At 66.6% G+C, this 17,232-nt stretch carries 14 protein-coding genes and 2 rRNA genes; 11 read left to right on the top strand and 5 right to left on the bottom strand.

Annotation, left to right across the window (positions count from 1 at the left end; genetic code table 11):
* The first annotated feature begins 76 nt into the window (after positions 1-76).
* Positions 77-3,181: ribosomal RNA gene (locus KY497_RS02540) — 23S ribosomal RNA — on the top strand.
* Between the two features lie 108 nt (positions 3,182-3,289).
* Positions 3,290-3,406, top strand: a 5S ribosomal RNA gene (gene rrf, locus KY497_RS02535).
* A 139-nt stretch (positions 3,407-3,545) separates the two neighbouring features.
* Here the strand turns inward: rrf and KY497_RS02530 are convergent.
* From KY497_RS02530 to KY497_RS02510, 5 genes are all read right to left on the bottom strand, one after another.
* Complete coding sequence (locus KY497_RS02530; RefSeq protein ID WP_219869748.1) at positions 3,546-4,481, bottom strand: sensor histidine kinase KdpD; 936 nt, start codon at positions 4,479-4,481, stop codon at positions 3,546-3,548.
* A complete protein-coding gene (locus tag KY497_RS02525; protein ID WP_219869747.1) occupies positions 4,478-5,203 on the bottom strand; it encodes a response regulator transcription factor in 726 nt (241 codons plus the stop codon). Before KY497_RS02525 ends, KY497_RS02530 begins: the two co-directional genes overlap by 4 nt.
* Positions 5,203-5,736 carry a DUF3060 domain-containing protein gene (locus tag KY497_RS02520; RefSeq protein ID WP_219869746.1) on the bottom strand — a complete coding sequence of 178 codons (534 nt, stop codon included), beginning with the start codon at positions 5,734-5,736 and terminating at the stop codon, positions 5,203-5,205. The genes KY497_RS02525 and KY497_RS02520 overlap by 1 nt, the downstream gene beginning before the upstream one ends.
* An 18-nt stretch (positions 5,737-5,754) precedes the next feature.
* Positions 5,755-6,963, bottom strand: a complete 1,209-nt coding sequence (locus KY497_RS02515; RefSeq protein WP_219869745.1) for an OmpA family protein — start codon at positions 6,961-6,963, stop codon at positions 5,755-5,757.
* Positions 6,964-7,031: 68 nt separating this feature from the next.
* Entirely contained in the window at positions 7,032-7,814 is a 783-nt protein-coding gene (locus KY497_RS02510; RefSeq protein ID WP_219869744.1) for an IclR family transcriptional regulator, read from the bottom strand.
* 58 nt (positions 7,815-7,872) lie between these two features.
* Here KY497_RS02510 and hutH point away from each other — a divergent pair, with 58 nt between their 5' ends.
* The 9 genes from hutH (at position 7,873) to KY497_RS02465 (ending at position 17,163) form a co-directional block, all read left to right on the top strand.
* On the top strand, positions 7,873-9,414 hold the full coding sequence (gene hutH / locus KY497_RS02505; RefSeq protein WP_219869743.1) for a histidine ammonia-lyase: 1,542 nt from the start codon (positions 7,873-7,875) through the stop codon (positions 9,412-9,414).
* Entirely contained in the window at positions 9,407-11,071 is a 1,665-nt protein-coding gene (hutU, locus tag KY497_RS02500; protein ID WP_055869199.1) for a urocanate hydratase, read from the top strand. The genes hutH and hutU overlap by 8 nt, the downstream gene beginning before the upstream one ends.
* 12 nt (positions 11,072-11,083) lie before the next feature.
* Positions 11,084-12,247, top strand: coding sequence for an imidazolonepropionase (hutI, locus tag KY497_RS02495; protein ID WP_219869742.1), 1,164 nt, complete (start codon positions 11,084-11,086; stop codon positions 12,245-12,247).
* Positions 12,248-12,436: 189 nt separating this feature from the next.
* A complete protein-coding gene (locus KY497_RS02490) occupies positions 12,437-13,198 on the top strand; it encodes a Rossmann-like and DUF2520 domain-containing protein (RefSeq protein ID WP_219869741.1) in 762 nt (253 codons plus the stop codon).
* Positions 13,195-14,079, top strand: coding sequence for a pantoate--beta-alanine ligase (panC, locus tag KY497_RS02485; protein ID WP_141387311.1), 885 nt, complete (start codon positions 13,195-13,197; stop codon positions 14,077-14,079). Before KY497_RS02490 ends, panC begins: the two co-directional genes overlap by 4 nt.
* Positions 14,076-14,945 carry a 3-methyl-2-oxobutanoate hydroxymethyltransferase gene (gene panB, locus KY497_RS02480; RefSeq protein ID WP_219869740.1) on the top strand — a complete coding sequence of 290 codons (870 nt, stop codon included), beginning with the start codon at positions 14,076-14,078 and terminating at the stop codon, positions 14,943-14,945. Before panC ends, panB begins: the two co-directional genes overlap by 4 nt.
* A 169-nt stretch (positions 14,946-15,114) precedes the next feature.
* Positions 15,115-16,041: a chitobiase/beta-hexosaminidase C-terminal domain-containing protein gene (locus tag KY497_RS02475; protein ID WP_219869739.1), complete on the top strand. Its 927-nt coding sequence runs from the start codon at positions 15,115-15,117 to the stop codon at positions 16,039-16,041.
* 53 nt (positions 16,042-16,094) lie between these two features.
* Positions 16,095-16,961, top strand: coding sequence for a hypothetical protein (locus KY497_RS02470; protein WP_219869738.1), 867 nt, complete (start codon positions 16,095-16,097; stop codon positions 16,959-16,961).
* Positions 16,909-17,163, top strand: coding sequence for a hypothetical protein (locus KY497_RS02465; RefSeq protein ID WP_219869737.1), 255 nt, complete (start codon positions 16,909-16,911; stop codon positions 17,161-17,163). Before KY497_RS02470 ends, KY497_RS02465 begins: the two co-directional genes overlap by 53 nt.
* Positions 17,164-17,232: the final 69 nt, after the last annotated feature.

Raw genomic sequence — 17,232 nt, 5'->3', positions numbered from 1 at the left:
ATGATCTTAAAGATCATTAGTCAATTTCATTCCAGGCTTTCGAGTCTGGAGTCGATTCTGATTCAAACTCATGTGATTTCAAGTCTTTAAGAGCAAACGGTGGATGCCTTGGCATCTGGAGCCGAAGAAGGACGTAGCAATCTGCGATAAGCCTCGGGGAACTGATAAGCAAGTTTTGATCCGAGGGTGTCCGAATGGGGAAACCCCGCTGGGCGGCGTGCCGACCTAGTGACTCCCGCCTGAATATATAGGGCGGGTAGAGGGAACGTGGGGAAGTGAAACATCTCAGTACCCACAGGAAGAGAAAGCAACCGCGATTCCGTTAGTAGTGGCGAGCGAAACCGGAACAGGCTAAACCTAGCGTGTGTGATAGCCGGCAGGCGTTGCACGTTGGGGGTTGTGGGACTTTTCAGTCATCTCTGCCGAGATGGCGGCGTTACAAGAAGGTATAGACGAACGGTCTTGAAAGGCCGGTCATAGAGGGTGCCAACCCCGTAGTCGAAATGCCTCTCTTGGCGCGAAGAGTATCCCAAGTAGCACGGGGCCCGTGAAATCCCGTGTGAATCTGTCAGGACCACCTGATAAGCCTAAATACTCCCAGATGACCGATAGCGGACAAGTACCGTGAGGGAAAGGTGAAAAGTACCCCGGGAGGGGAGTGAAATAGTACCTGAAACCGTTTGCTTACAAACCGTTGGAGCCTCCTTAGTAGGGGTGACAGCGTGCCTTTTGAAGAATGAGCCTGCGAGTTAGCGATATGTGGCGAGGTTAACCCGTGTGGGGTAGCCGTAGCGAAAGCGAGTCTGAATAGGGCGATTCAGTCGCATGTCCTAGACCCGAAGCGAAGTGATCTATCCATGGCCAGGTTGAAGCGACGGTAAGACGTCGTGGAGGACCGAACCCACTTAGGTTGAAAACTGAGGGGATGAGCTGTGGATAGGGGTGAAAGGCCAATCAAACTTCGTGATAGCTGGTTCTCTCCGAAATGCATTTAGGTGCAGCGTTGCGTGTTTCTTGCCGGAGGTAGAGCTACTGGATGGCCGATGGGCCCTACAAGGTTACTGACGTCAGCCAAACTCCGAATGCCGGTAAGTGAGAGCGCAGCAGTGAGACTGTGGGGGATAAGCTTCATAGTCGAGAGGGAAACAACCCAGACCACCAACTAAGGTCCCAAAGCGCGTGCTAAGTGGGAAAGGATGTGGAGTTGCCTTGACAACCAGGAGGTTGGCTTAGAAGCAGCCACCCTTGAAAGAGTGCGTAATAGCTCACTGGTCAAGTGATTCCGCGCCGACAATGTAACGGGGCTCAAGCACGCCACCGAAGTTGTGGCATTGACATTATTGGTAGGCCTTCGTGGTCCAGCCGTGTTGATGGGTAGGAGAGCGTCGTGTGGCCAGCGAAGCGGCGGTGTAAACCAGCCGTGGAGGCTACACGAGTGAGAATGCAGGCATGAGTAGCGAATGACGTGTGAGAAACACGTCCTCCGAAAGACCAAGGGTTCCAGGGTCAAGCTAATCTTCCCTGGGTAAGTCGGGACCTAAGGCGAGGCCGACAGGCGTAGTCGATGGACAACGGGTTGATATTCCCGTACCGGCGAAGAACCGCCCAAGCTAATCCAGTAGTGCTAAGTGTCTGAATCCCAGTGACTGATCCCTTCGGGGTGACGCTCTGGGCCTAGCGCACGACCCCATTCTGGTGCGGTTAGCGTATTAACAGGTGTGACGCAGGAAGGTAGCCCAAGCCAGGCGATGGTTGTCCTGGTGCAAGTGCGTAGGCCGAGTCGTAGGCAAATCCGCGATTCACATAGGCTGAGACACGATGCGGATAAAAAGTGGGTGATCCTATGCTGCCAAGAAAAGCATCGACGCGAGGTTCTAGCCGCCCGTACCCCAAACCGACTCAGGTGGTCAGGTAGAGAATACCAAGGAGATCGAGAGAATCGTGGTTAAGGAACTCGGCAAAATGCCCCCGTAACTTCGGGAGAAGGGGGGCCTTCGGCGTATAGGGATTTACTCCCGAAAGCGTTTGGAGGCCGCAGAGACTAGTGGGTAGCGACTGTTTACTAAAAACACAGGTCCGTGCCAAGTCGCAAGACGATGTATACGGACTGACGCCTGCCCGGTGCTGGAAGGTTAAGAGGACCGGTTAGCCGCAAGGCGAAGCTGAGAATTTAAGCCCCAGTAAACGGCGGTGGTAACTATAACCATCCTAAGGTAGCGAAATTCCTTGTCGGGTAAGTTCCGACCTGCACGAATGGCGTAACGACTTCCCAACTGTCTCAACCGCGAACTCGGCGAAATTGCATTACGAGTAAAGATGCTCGTTACGCGCAGCAGGACGGAAAGACCCCGTGACCTTTACTACAGCTTGGTATTGGTGTTCGGTGTGGCTTGTGTAGGATAGGTGGGAGACTTTGAAGCATGGACGCCAGTTCGTGTGGAGTCGTTGTTGAAATACCACTCTGGTCACTCTGGATATCTAACTTCGAACCGTAATCCGGTTCAGGGACAGTGCCTGGTGGGTAGTTTAACTGGGGCGGTTGCCTCCCAAAAAGTAACGGAGGCGCCCAAAGGTTCCCTCAACCTGGTTGGCAATCAGGTGTCGAGTGTAAGTGCACAAGGGAGCTTGACTGTGAGACTGACAGGTCGAGCAGGGACGAAAGTCGGGACTAGTGATCCGGCAGTGGCTTGTGGAAGCGCTGTCGCTCAACGGATAAAAGGTACCTCGGGGATAACAGGCTGATCTTGCCCAAGAGTCCATATCGACGGCATGGTTTGGCACCTCGATGTCGGCTCGTCGCATCCTGGGGCTGGAGTAGGTCCCAAGGGTTGGGCTGTTCGCCCATTAAAGCGGTACGCGAGCTGGGTTTAGAACGTCGTGAGACAGTTCGGTCCCTATCCGCTGCGCGCGTAGGAAATTTGAGAGGATCTGACCCTAGTACGAGAGGACCGGGTTGGACGAACCTCTGGTGTGTCAGTTGTTCCGCCAGGAGCACCGCTGATTAGCTACGTTCGGGATGGATAACCGCTGAAAGCATCTAAGCGGGAAGCCGGCCTCAAGATGAGATTTCCATACCTTCGGGTGAGAGGCTCCCAGCCAGACTACTGGGTTGATAGGCCAGATGTGGAAGTGCAGTAATGCATGCAGCTGACTGGTACTAATAAGCCGATGACTTGATAACACACCGTTTGTTGGTGCTACGCGTCCACTGAGTGGTTCTCGATGTACGGTCGAGAACCGCATAACAACAATGACTTTGTTATGTGTTTGATTGAAACATCAATAGTGTTTCGGCGGCCATAGCGTGAGGGAAACGCCCGGTTACATTCCGAACCCGGAAGCTAAGCCTCACAGCGCCGATGGTACTGCAGGGGGGACCCTGTGGGAGAGTAGGACACCGCCGGACTCCTTTTAGTCAAAATGGCCACCCATCGTTGGGTGGCCATTTTGCGTTTACACGCGAGTGCGTACGAAACAGAAGCAAGAGCCATCCCGCAAGGGGTGGCTCTTCTTCGTTAACGTCGCACGTCGAGGGAGCGTTCAGCTCAACGGCGGATCGGAAGGCGCAGCGTGAGAACGGTGCCGGCGCCCTCGGCGGAGCGGATCGACACATCCCCGCCGTGATGCCGCATCACCGTGGCGACGAGCGTGAGCCCGATGCCTGAACCCGTGACGTCTCGTGCATTCTGGGCCCGCGCGAGCTCATCGAAGACCGTCGGCAGGTCTCCCGCAGGGATTCCCCGGCCAGCATCCGCGACGTCGATGACAGCCCAGCCGTCTTGTTCACGCAGCCGCACCTCGATCGGACCCTGCGCCGAGTACTTGGCAGCGTTGGACAGCACGTTGTCGATCGCAAGCGACAGCAGGTCGAGGTCTGCACGCAGCGGTGGTACGGGCCACGGCACTCGGGTGACCGTCAACGACATCCGTGCGCCTGCCGCAGGGTTCTGGGTAGCCAACGCCGCCACCGCCTCGCTGAGGACCTGCTCGAGATCGACCATCTCGAGCTCCAAGGGGCGCGTCTCCAGCTCCGCCAGTTTGCGCAGGTCCCGCACCAGAGCGCTCAGCTTCGTCGCCTGAGTGTCCACCACCCGCCACTCGTCGAGTGAGGATCCATCCTCCACCGCAGCTGCGGCCGCCGTCGCCCGGATCGCGGTCAACGGGTTCTTCAGCTCATGATCGAGCCGCGCAAGGAACCGTTGGTGATTCGCGTGCTCGGTCTGTGCCGCCTGCGCGGCGGCATCGGCCACGGTCTTCTGCATCCTGGTGCGCTCACGACGCCGCGTGCCATGAAAGACCAGCATGATCGCCGGAACGGCGGAGACGAGGGCACCCGCGATCACCACGGCACCGGGCAGCGCGAGGTCGATCGCGAGAAGGCGCTGGTCGCCGGCTGCAGCCATCACCCCCGCGGCGAGGGCGCACACCCCGACGGGCACGGCCGAGGCCACCCCGAGTGCCACGCCCCTGCGGTCGGTCATGCGCCCACCACCCGCGGAACGAACAGGTAACCCATGCTCTGCGCGGTCTCGATGAGGCGCGCGTCTCCTGCGGAGTCGCCGAGCACCCGGCGCAGCTCGGCGATGCGGTGGTCGACAGCGCGGCTCGACGAGGCGAAGTCGAAGCCCCACAGCGCCGACAGCAGCCGCTCTCGCGTGTGCACCTCCTGCGGATGCAGCATCAGGTACTCGAGCAGCGTGAGTGCTTTCGGGGTGAGGGTGAGTTCGGTGTCGCCCCGCCACACGCGACGCGCGGTGCGATCCAGCGTGATGTCCAGGGCCTGCAGCCGTTGCGAGCCCCGGAGGGCACCGGCGCCCTGCGAGCTTCGACGCAGCACGGCGCGGATGCGCGAGATCAGCTCGTGCGGATCGAAGGGCTTGTTCAGGTAGTCGTCCGCGCCCTCGTCGAGAGCCGCGCTGCGCTCCCACGACTCGCCGACCTGGGTGAGCAGGAGGATGGGGAGCCAGAGCTGCCGGCCCCGGATGCGACGGACGAACTCGCGTCCGTCGACGTGGGGCATGATCACATCGCACACCACCAGGTCGGGCACCTCGCGCTCCACCTCGGCCAGACCTGCGCGCCCGTCTTCGGCGACGCGCACGTCGAAGCCGCTCCTTCCCAGGAACGCGGCCAGCGCCCCGGTGATCGCCTCGTCGTCGTCGACGAGCAGGATCCGGGGGCGCTCGGTCTGTTCGGTGATCATCAGCCCCGCCCGAGGGAGTTCGCGCTGCCGTCGTCTTCCAGCGTCGGTGTCGGCCCGGTCCAGTACACCTCGTTGGCGCTCCCCGACACGGTCGCCGTGCCTATCGTCCCGGCATAGACGACGGTGCCGGAGCCGCGGAGCAGGAGCTCATCGACGTCGTCGGCGATCACGACGCCCGCATCGATGTCGATCACCAGACTCGCGCACGACCCCTCGACGCGCACCACGGCACCGTCGTGGTCCAGCGGCCCGCTCGGGCAGGTCATCGTGATCGTGGCCGCAGCGATCAGCCGCTCGCGTTCGGCCGCGTTCGGTGCGGAGAGCGCTGGTGGTGCCGCCTCTGTCCCCTCGTCCGGTGACGAGGTCGCGCGCGGCGTGGTCTCATCCTGCGGGGCGGGGCCGGCCTCCTGCGGCGCAGGCGAGCGGACCTCGTCTGCGGAGGGATCGATGATGCGGACCGTGCATCCGGTGAGCAGCAGCGCCGCGATCACCACGGGAGTGATCGCGGCGATGTGTCGGCGTGCAGCGCGCATGGCATCCATCTTCTCGTGTCAGAAGGTCGCCGGGATGAAGATCTCGACGCGTCGGTTGAGCTGGCGCCCCGCGGGGTTGTCGACCCCGTCGATCTCGTTCGCGGCGACAGGCCGGGACTCCCCGAAGCCTTCGGCGGTGAGCGCCGTGCCGACCCCGCGGTCCTGGAGGCCATCGACCACCGCATCCGCGCGATCCTCCGACAGCGTCTGGTTCTCGGCATCCGATCCGATGGCGTCCGTGTGGCCCGACACCGAGGCCTGCGCGACCTCGAGCGCGGTGAGCGCGTCGGCCACGGCATCCAGCGTGGTGGCCGCATCGGCGCGGATGTCGCTCTTGTCGAAATCGAACAGCACCCCGTCCTCGAATGTGAGGGTCGTGCCGCAGGACTCCAACGGGGCGAGCGTGCCCAGCGGCGGGAACACCCCGAGCGTGGGGACGACCGGCAACGGCTCGGCCTTCACCCGCTCGCCGTTCACCTGTGCCGTGCCGTCGCCGAAGTTCTGGATGGTGATGTCGCGGCTGGTGTAGTTGCCCGATCCGTCGCCGAAGTTCTGGATGGTCACGGCCCCGGCCTCGTAGGTGCCCGACCCGTCGCCGAAGTTCTGGATGCTCACGTCGCCGTCGGTGTAGTTGCCGGAACCGTCGCCGAAGATCTGCACGGTCTTGGTCGCATCGGTGTAGTTGCCGGAGCCGTCGCCGAAGTTCTGGATCGTGACCGCGCCGTCGGTGTAGTTGCCCGACCCGTCGCCGAAGTTCTGGATCGTGACGCCGTTGATCGTGGAGGTACCCGACCCGTCGCCGAAGTTCTGCACGATTCCGTCCGGCCCCGTGAAGGTGCCGGATCCGTCGCCGTACAGCAACGCGGTGCCGTTGCCGGAGATCACATTCCCGGTGGCATCGCAGTGCGCCGGTGTCGCCGTGACCCCGGGGATGTCAGCGAGCGCATCGTTGACCTCGATCGCGAAGGCGGATGCCGACGAGTCCAGCAGTGACAGGTCGGGGAGCACGAACAGCGGCACGGGCGGGAACTGGCCCACGTCGTACCCGGGAACCGTGGCGACGGCGGAAGTCGGGGCATCGGGCGACGTCGGGGCGCCGCTCGGCTTCGGGGTGCTCGGCGGCGTCGCGGCACAGCCGGTGACGACGAGGGAGGCCAGGAGTCCGAGTGCGACGCCCTGGCGGCGACGGCGGGAGGCAGACGAGGCGGTGCGTGCGGCGGTGGTCATGGATAGAGCGTATCCAGCCGGTGTGGCGATACTGTCGCGGAGTTGTCGCAAGCCTGCGACACGTCCGCTCACCGTTTGACCCGCGACTCCAGAACACCCGCGGTGTCGATGACGGCATCCGCGAGCGTCCGCTCATCATGTCCTTCGCCGCCCCACGTGACAGCCACCGCGGCGATCGGCCAGCCGGTGTGGTCGCGCACGACGGCTCCGACCGATCGGAGCCCGTCTGCCACCTCGCTGTCCTCGACCGCATAGCCGCGTGCTCGTACTTCCCGCAGGAGCTCGCGCAGCTCTGCGGGGCGACGCGGCCCCAGCCCTGTGCGGTCGGGGAACGCCGACGCGCTCGGATACAGCGCGCGCACCTGTTCGCGGGGCAGGGCGGCCAGCATCGCCCGCCCGCTCGCGGTGAGGTGCGCAGGAAGGCGTACGCCGACATCCGTCACGAGGGCGGGGCGGCGGGGTGCGCGCTCCTCGACGATGTAGAGCACGTCGCCACCGCTCATCACGGCGAGGTGGGCGCTCTCGCCCAGGCGGTCGGAAAGCGCGGCGATCAGCGGTCGGCCGAGCCGGGCGAGCGGCTGCTGGCGGGTGTAGCCGCCGGCCAGCTCGAACGCCGAGGTGCCCAGACCCCATCTCTGCTCCTCACGGAGATGAAGCACGAAGCCGTGCGCGGCCAGCGTGGTGAGGAGGTGATAGACCGTGGAGCGCGGCAGGTCGAGCTCGCGCGCGATCGCAGATGCCGCCACAGGAGCCGGGCGTCCGGCGAGGTAGCTGAGGATGCGGAGGGTGTTCTCGGCCGCCGGGACCTGCGGTTCGGTTGCGCGAGAGGCCGCACTCCTGTCTGGGATCACAGACACAGCATCGCACGAACGGGTATCCCCGTCGACACCGCGGGTGTGGAATCAGAACATGACCGAACTTGCCCCCGTGCTGGTCGGAGCGGCTCCGCTGTCTCCCGCCGCTGTCGTCGCCGTCGTCCGCCACGATGCGCCCGTGCAGATCGACGCGGAGGCGCTCGCACGCGTCGCCGACACCCGCCGCGTGATCGACGGCCTCGCGGCTGATCCGAACCCGCACTACGGCGTCTCCACCGGCTTCGGGGCCCTCGCGACCACGTTCATCGCTCCCGACCGCCGCCTGCAGCTGCAGGCCAGCCTGATCCGCTCGCACGCCGCCGGAACGGGCGCCGAGGTCGAGCGCGAGGTCGTCCGCGGTCTTCAGCTCCTGCGCCTGCAGACGCTCGCCTCCGGGCGCACGGGTGTCCGCCCGGTCGTCGTCGAGACCTACGCGGCCCTGCTCAACTCCGGCATCACGCCCGTGGTGCGCGAGTACGGCTCGCTCGGCTGCTCGGGCGACCTCGCGCCTCTCGCCCACATCGCCCTGGCCACAATGGGCGAAGGCGACGTGCGCGATGCCTCCGGCGCCCTGGTTCCCGCATCCGACGCCCTCGCCGCCGCGGGCATCGAGCCGCTCACCCTCGTCGAGAAGGAGGGGCTGGCACTCATCAACGGCACCGACGGCATGCTCGGCATGCTGGTGCTCGCACTCCACGACCTGGAGACCCTTCTGCTCACCGCCGACATCGCCGCGGCGATGTCGGTCGAATCGCAGCTCGGCACCGACGCCGTGTTCGCCGCCGATCTGATGGCGCTGCGCGCCCAGACGGGACAGTCCGCGTCGGCGGCGAACCTGCGCGCGTTCCTCGGCGACTCCCCCATGGTCGCGAGCCACAAGGGACCGGACGACGGCCGCGTGCAGGATGCCTACTCGCTGCGCTGCTCGCCCCAGGTGCACGGCGCCGCGCGCGACACCCTCGCCCATGCGGCGTTGATCGCCGGGCGCGAGCTCGCCAGCGTGATCGACAACCCCGTCATCACCCTCGACGGCCGCATCGAGTCCAACGGCAACTTCCACGGCGCTCCCGTCGCGGCCGTCCTCGACTTCCTCGCGATCTCGGTCGCCGACGTCGCCTCGGTCTCCGAGCGTCGTACGGACCGCGCGCTGGATCCGGCCCGCAGCCACGGTCTCCCGCCGTTCCTGGCCGATGAGGTGGGCGTCGACTCCGGTCTCATGATCGCGCAGTACGCGGCCGCCGGAATCGTCTCCGAGCTCAAGCGCCTCGCGGTGCCGGCATCCGTCGACTCGATCCCGTCGTCCGCCATGCAGGAAGACCACGTGTCGATGGGGTGGGCCGCCGCGCGCAAGCTGCGACGCGCGATCGACGGACTCGGACGCGTGCTCGCGATCGAGATCCTCACCGGTGCCCGCGCCCTCGACCTGCGCGCCCCGCTGCAGGCCGGACCCGCGACCGGCGCCGTGCGCGACCTGGTGCGCACCGTCGCCGCCGGTCCCGGCCCCGACCGCTTCCTCTCGCCCGAGATGGAAGCCGTCACCGCACTCGTCCAGTCGGGCGCCGTCGCCCGCATCGCAAAGGAGCACACCCATGGCTGAGTCCCCCGTATCCGGGCCCCGCGTCGTCCGCGCCGCCCGCGGCAACCAGCGCACCGCGAAGAGCTGGGGCGCCGAAGCCGCCAAGCGCATGCTGATGAACAACCTCGATCCCGAGGTCGCCGAGCACCCCGAAGACCTGGTCGTCTACGGCGGCACCGGCAAGGCCGCGCGCAGCTGGGAGGCGTACGACGCGATCGTGCGCACTCTCGACGAGCTCGAACCGGATGAGACCCTGCTGGTGCAGTCGGGCAAGCCGGTCGGCGTCTTCCGCACCCACGAGTGGGCGCCGCGTGTGCTGATCGCCAACTCCAACCTGGTGGGGGACTGGGCGAACTGGCCCGAGTTCCGCAAGCTCGAAGAGCTCGGCCTCATCATGTACGGGCAGATGACCGCCGGATCCTGGATCTACATCGGCACGCAGGGGATCCTGCAGGGCACGTACGAGACGTTCGCGGCCGTCGCCCGCTCGCTCGGCCGCGACTCGCTCCGCGGCACCCTCACCCTCACCGGTGGAGCCGGTGGCATGGGCGGCGCTCAGCCGCTCGCCGTGACTCTGAACGACGGAGCGGTGCTGATCGTCGATGTGGATGAGTCGCGTCTCGCCCGTCGCGTGGAGCACGGTTACCTCGACGAGTACACGACCGACCTCGATGCGGCCGTCGCCCGGGTCGTCGCCGCCAAGGAGGCGGGCGAAGCCCTCTCGGTCGGTGTGGTCGGCAACGCGGCCGAGGTCTTCCCCGAGCTGCGGCGCCGCGGCGTGCCGATCGACATCGTGACCGATCAGACCAGCGCCCACGACCCGCTCGCCTACCTGCCGCTCGGCATCACGGTCGCGGACTGGAAGGCCGAGGCCGCGCGCGACCCGGAGGAGTTCACGCGCCGCTCGCGCGAATCGATGGCCGCACACGTCGCGGCGATGGTGGCCTTCCAGGATGCGGGGGCCGCGGTGTTCGACTACGGCAACTCGATCAGGGCCGAAGCGCAGCTGGGTGGGTTCGACCGGGCGTTCGAGTTCCCCGGGTTCGTGCCGGCGTACATCCGCCCGCAGTTCGAGGAAGGACGCGGACCGTTCCGCTGGGCTGCCCTCTCCGGCGACCCGGAAGACATCTACAAGACCGACCGGGCCATCGCCGAGCTCTTCCCCGAGGATGCCGCCCTGCACCGCTGGCTCGAGAAGGCCGGGGAGAAGGTGCACTTCGAGGGTCTGCCCGCCCGAATCTGCTGGCTCGGCTACAAGGAGCGCCACCTCGCCGGGCTCAAGTTCAACGAGATGGTCGCCTCGGGCGAGCTGTCGGCCCCGATCGTGATCGGTCGCGACCACCTCGACGCAGGCTCAGTGGCATCGCCGTACCGCGAGACCGAGGCCATGAAGGACGGCTCCGACGCGATCGCCGACTGGCCCCTGCTGAACGCCCTGCTCAACACGGCATCCGGCGCCTCCTGGGTGTCGCTGCACCATGGCGGCGGCGTCGGCATCGGTCGCTCCATCCACGCCGGTCAGGTCACGGTCGCCGACGGCAGCGCCCTCGCGGCAGAGAAGCTCGAGCGCGTGCTGACGAACGATCCGGGCACCGGAGTGATGCGGCACGTCGACGCCGGATACGAGCACGCCCGTGAGGTGGCGCGCGAGCGCGGCCTCAACGTGCCGATGCTCTGAGAGGGTGAGGGCATGTCGACGCTCATCACGAACATCGCGGAACTGACCACCAACGTCTCCACCGGCGGCGATCGCACCGGGACCGTTCTCGATGCCGCGGTGCTGATCGAGGGCGAGCGGATCGCCTGGGTGGGCGCCGCCGCGGACGCACCGGAGGCCGCTGAGGTCGTCGACGCCGGTGGGCGTGCGGTGATCCCCGGGTTCGTCGACAGTCACAGCCACCTGGTCTTCGCGGGCGACCGCGCGGCCGAGTTCGAGGCCCGCATGGCAGGCCAGAAGTACGCCGCCGGCGGCATCCGCTCGACCGTCGCCGCGACCCGGGCCGCCACTGATGACGAGCTGCGCGCACGCCTTCGCGGCTTCCTCGACGAGATGCTCGCGCAGGGCACGACGACCGTCGAGATCAAGAGCGGCTACGGGCTGAGCGTCGCCGACGAGGAGCGCCTCGTGCGCCTGGCCGCAGAGGTGACACCCGAGGTGACCTTCCTCGGAGCGCACGTCGTGCCCGCCGAGTATGCCGACCGGCCGGACGAGTACGTCGATCTGGTCACCGGGCCCATGCTCGATGCCTGCGCACCGCACGCGAAGTGGGTCGACGTGTTCTGCGAGACCGGCGCCTTCACGGTGGCGCAGTCACGCCGGGTGCTGGAAGCCGGGATCACGCGCGGCCTCGTGCCTCGGGTGCATGCGAGCCAGCTCGGTCCGGGGGAGGGTGTGCGTCTGGCGGTCGAGCTCGGTGCGGCATCCATCGACCACGGCACCTACCTGACGGATGCCGACATCGACGCGCTCGCCGGCTCCGACACCGTGCTCACGCTGCTGCCGGGGGTCGAGTTCTCGACGCGGCAGCCGTATCCCGACGCCCGCCGCCTCATCGACGCGGGAGTGACCGTGGCCCTCGCCTGCGACACGAACCCGGGGTCGAGCTTCACCTCGTCGATGCCGTTCTGCATCGCCGTGGCCGTGCGCGACATGGGGATGACTCCGGCCGAGGCGGTCTGGGCGGCGACCGCCGGGGGCGCGAAGGCGCTCCGCCGCGACGACGTGGGCGTGATCGCACCCGGCGCCAGAGCCGACCTCGTGCTGCTCGACGCGCCGACCCGCATCCACCTCGCCTATCGACCCGGCGTTCCGCTCGTGCGGGCGGTCTGGAAGGACGGGCGAGCGATCGGCTGAGGCCACGGGGCGCTCAGCCGATCGCTCCGCGCCGAAGCCAATATGACAAGTGGATTGAGGGTTCACAGATCATAATGAGAAATATTGTGCCCATTCAGTTTCGTCATATGCTCTCGGATTTGGAGCAGGCGCCGAGAAGGGCGGATACTTCTGGCACCCGAACCGCGTGATCCGGACCCGGGGCATCCCATGCAGACACCCTCTTCTCTCGCACCAGGAACGACCATCGCCATCGTCGGCGCCGGGCGTCTCGGACGCGTACTCGCGCGGGCGCTGCGCGCGGCGCGGTTCGACGTGTTCGGCCCTTTCGGCCGCGCGGAGCAAATTCCGGATGCGGACATCGTCGTGCTCTGCGTGCCGGATGCCGCGATTGCCGAGACCGCCCTCGCGGCTCGCCCGCATGCCGGTGTGCTCGGACACGTCTCCGGTGCGACCCCTCTCGACGACGTGGATTTCAGCCTCCACCCGTTGCAGACCTTCACCGGCACGGAGCCGGCTGAGGTGTTCCACGGCATCGGCGCCGCTGTCGCCGGCCGTACGTCCGCAGCGCGCGAGGTCGCGGAACAGCTCGCCATCGCCCTCGGCGCTCGTCCGTTCCCGGTCGACGACGCTAACCGTGCGAGCTACCACGCCGCCGCATCCTTCGCCTCGAACTTCCTCCTCACCGTCCTCGACTCCGCGGAGAGGCTCGCCTCCGCCGCGAGTGTTCCCGGCGACGACGCGCGGGCGCTCCTGGCACCGCTCGTGCGGCGGACGGTCGAGAACTGGGAGGCGAGTGGTGCTCCTGCGGTTCTGACCGGACCCATCGCCCGGGGCGATGAGGCGACCGTCGCGCGCCAACGTGCCGCCGCGGCGGAGCTCGAGCTGTCCGACCTGTTCGACGCCCTCGCCGCCGTCACGCGCACGATCGCCGCCCGCCCCGCCCCTGCAACCGAGGAGCCCTCCACATGAGAATCCTCCGCACGATCCCCGAGGTCAGAGCCGCTATCCGCGAAGCGAGGGTCGGGGGCTCGACGATCGGTCTCGTGCCCACGATGGGCGCCTTCCACGACGGGCACCTGTCGCTGATGCGGGCCGCGCGCGCGGTATCCGACCTGGTCGTCGTCTCGCTCTTCATCAATCCGACCCAGTTCGGCGCGAACGAAGACCTCAGCGCCTACCCGCGCGATGAGGCACGCGATGCCGCGCTCGCGGAAGCTGCAGGCGTCGACATCCTCTTCGCTCCCGCACCGTCGGAGATCTACCCCGAGGGTTTCGCGACGAACATCCACGTCGCGGGCCTCACCGACGTGCTCGACGGTGCGAGCCGTGGGGCGCACCACTTCGACGGGGTCGCCACGGTCGTCACGAAGCTGTTCGGCATCGTCCGGCCCGACACCGCCTACTTCGGGCAGAAGGACGCGCAGCAGGTGCTCGTGGTCCGCCGTGTCGTGCGGGACCTCGACCTCGACGTGCGGATCGTCGCCTGCCCGATCGTGCGGGAAGCCGACGGGCTCGCCATGAGCTCGCGCAACGTGTACCTCGACCCCGCCGCCCGTGTGCAGGCGACCGCGCTCAACCGTGCCCTCGACGCGGGCGCCGCGGTGTTCGAGGCGGGTGACGCCGCCGCCGGGAGCATCCTCTCCGCCGCGCGCGACGTGCTCGGCGACGCCGGGATCGACCCCGAATACCTCGAGCTTCGCGACGCCGAGACACTACGCCCCCTCGCACGGGTCGACCGCGACGCCCTGCTCGCCGTCGCCGCGCACGTCGGGGCCGCACGACTGATCGACAACCACGTCCTGCGCGTGGCGGAAGCTTCGAACGGCAGAGAGACGGAGGCCGGCGCATGAGCGCTCATGCTTCTCCCCGCACGCGGGTCACACTCGCCGGCCTCGCCGCGAAGAAGGCGGCTGGAGAGCCGATCGTCATGGTGACCGCGTACGACCATCCGAGCGCGCAGATCGCGGAGGCCGCGGGCGTCGATGTCGTCCTCGTGGGTGACTCGGCCGCGATGACCGTGCTCGGCTACGACAGCACGGTGCCGGTCACGATCGACGAGATGCTCATGCTGACCAAGGCTGTTCGACGCGGACTCGCGGCCCCGTTGCTCGTCGGCGACCTGCCGTTCGGCTCGTACGAAGCCTCCGACGAGGTGGCCATCGCGACCGCGCAGCGCTTCGTGAAGGAAGCCGGCTGCGACCTGGTGAAGATCGAGCGCGGCGGCACCACCGTCCACCGCGCGCGAGCGCTCGTGCAGGCGGGCATCCCCGTCGTCGGGCACGTCGGGCTCACCCCGCAGACGGCCGTCGTGCTCGGAGGCTACCGCGCGCAGGGGCGCACCGCCCAGGCCGCGCTCGCCGTGATCGACGATGCGCTGGCGTTGCAGGATGCCGGGTGCTCGATGCTCGTGGTCGAGGCGGTGCCCGCCGAGGTGACGGCCGCCCTCGTGCCGCTGCTCGACATCCCGGTGATCGGCATCGGAGCCGGCGCGGATACCGACGGACAGGTGCTCGTGTTCCACGATCTGCTCGGGCTCTACGACGGCGGAGCCGCCAAGTTCGTCAAGCGCTACGCCGACCTGCGCGCAGCGGCGATCGCGGGTGTCGAGGCGTATGCGGCCGAGGTGCGCTCCGGTGCCTACCCGGCGATCGAGCACGGGTACTCCATGCCGCGAGAAGAGGCCGCGCGCCTCGAGGAGCTGCTCGCGGGACGTTGAGGGCCTTCGTGATCTTGTATTTACTTCTTCCGGCGACATCCCCGGCCCTCTTGGCCAAGTTGTTTACCTAACGTTCCTGCTTTCGCTGTTCTCTGTCTCGAACGGCTCCCTAGCGTCGATCTCAGCGCCGGTTCGGTGCGTCGTAGATATACACGTGGAAGAGGATCAAGTGAAGAGACGGATCGCAGGAGTGTGCACGCTCGCGGCCGTCGCCGCAGCCGTCGCGTTCCCCCTCGCGGCGAACGCCGCTGACGGACTGGCCGCACCGACGTTCAGTCAGGAGGGCGGCCGGTTCACCGAGTCGGCCACCGTCGCGCTCACCGCGCCGCAGGGCGCCGAGATCAGGTACACACTCGACGGCTCGACGCCGACCGCGAAGAGCCCGATCTACAAGAAGCCGCTCGTCATCGAGGAGACGTCGAACCTCGCTGCGGTCTCGATCAAGGGTGGTGTCACATCGCCCGCCGAGATCGAGGGCTACATCATCAAGGCGGAGGAGGAGCCGCAGCTGTCGTTCTTCGTGATGAGCGACGTGCACACGTCGTCCCTCGACGACAAGAACCGGGGCATCTGGAGCAGCCACTTCGACACCCTGGCCTCGATCAACCCCGATCCCGACCTGATCATCTCCAACGGCGACCAGATCAACGACGACAACAACAACACCGCGCCCGACCACCAGGTCGTGAAGACGATCTTCGACGAGAACATCGATCGCCTCGGACTCGACGACACTCCGATCCTGATGTCCCACGGCAACCACGACGTGGGCAACGCCGACATGGCCAAGTACTACGGCGACTGGTTCCCCAACGCGTCCGGCGGCTACTACGAGAAGACGATCGACGGTCAGACCTTCCTCGTGATCGACACCGAGCGGTACTCGGGCGCGCAGCGCACGTGGCTGCAGGGTCGTCTCGCCGCCCTCTCGGCCGAGTCGGGCGCTCTCAACACGCCGATCTTCGTCGTCGGCCACCGACCGACCGCCAACACGGTCTACGACGGGGCCCAGGCCTCGAACGCCGCGCTCACGAGCGACCTCTCCGGGTACCCGCAGGCCGTCTACTTCTCCCCGGCCATTCGCACCTGCACCTGAACGACGAGCGCTCCATCTGGCAGGGGGCCTTCACGGCTGTGAACGACGGATCCATGTCGTACACCGAGACTCCCCACGATGCGTACCAGATCTACGGCGATGCGCTCTGGGGCGAGTTCACGATCCCCACCGCGCAGGCCCTCTACGTCGAGGTCTACTCAGACCGCACCGAGATCGACCGGATCAACTTCGCCGCCGAAGACGAACGCACCTACACGAACGGCGCGTGGGGCTACCAGTCCGGCTACCCGTTCGCCAGCGCGGGGACGCTCGCAGGGCCGACGTGGACCGTCCGCCTCGACGGCAGCACCGCCGAAGAGGTGCGCGCGAACTTCGACTACACGGCCGCCGCGCGCGATGCGGTCGCTCCGGTGCAGCAGGGAGCACCCGAGCACATCGTGACGAACGGGGCCGATGTGCTCCGTGTTCCCGCCGCGACCGATGACGAAGCGGTGTACGGCTACGACGTGCGGGTCCGCGACGCGGTCACGGGCGCCGAGGCGCTGCCGATCAGGGCCGGGGCGAAGGTGCTCGCCGACTTCCAGATCGCGCCGCGCCCGAGCGTGCTCGAGATCCCGCTCGCCATCCGCAACGGCCGACAGGCCGATGCTCCGCTCCTCACCCTCACGAAGGGGACGAGCTACATCGCCGAGGTCACCGCGGTCGACATGTACGGCAACCGCTCCGAGAAGACCTCGGTCGCATTCGTCGCCGGCGAGGTGCCGGACACCACGCGCCCGCAGGTCACGCTCGTCAGTCCGGCGTCGGCCGGCCCCTCGAAGTCCATCGACATCCGGGTCGATGCGACCGGCAACATCTCGAAGACCTCGACCTTCGATGTCGTCGTCGACGCCACAGCCCCCCACGGTGACCGTGAAGACCGGCGGCTCGTTCACGGTCGGCGATGCAGCGGGATATGACAAGGTCAGCTTCAAGCTCAACGATGCCGGCAAGGTCGACCGGATCGCGCTCAACGGCGTCGAGAAGGATCTGACGAACAACGCCTGGTCCGACCTCAACTTCGTGAAGCCGGGGACCTTCGGCGGGGTGAAGGGCGAGAACACGCTTCTCGTCTACGACGTCGCCGGCAATGTCACGACGGTGGAGTTCGTGCTGCGCTGACATGCAGAGGTGGGGCCCTGTGGTGAGGCGAGGCCGTGTCCTCTCGCACCGCAGGGCCTCCCGGCGTCC

The sequence above is a fragment of the Microbacterium sp. PAMC22086 genome, assembly GCF_019443525.1.
In the GTDB taxonomy this organism is placed as follows: Bacteria; Actinomycetota; Actinomycetes; order Actinomycetales; family Microbacteriaceae; genus Microbacterium; species Microbacterium maritypicum.
The sequence above is the reverse complement of the archived record's forward strand: the minus strand, read 5'-3'. Positions and strand labels throughout refer to the sequence as shown.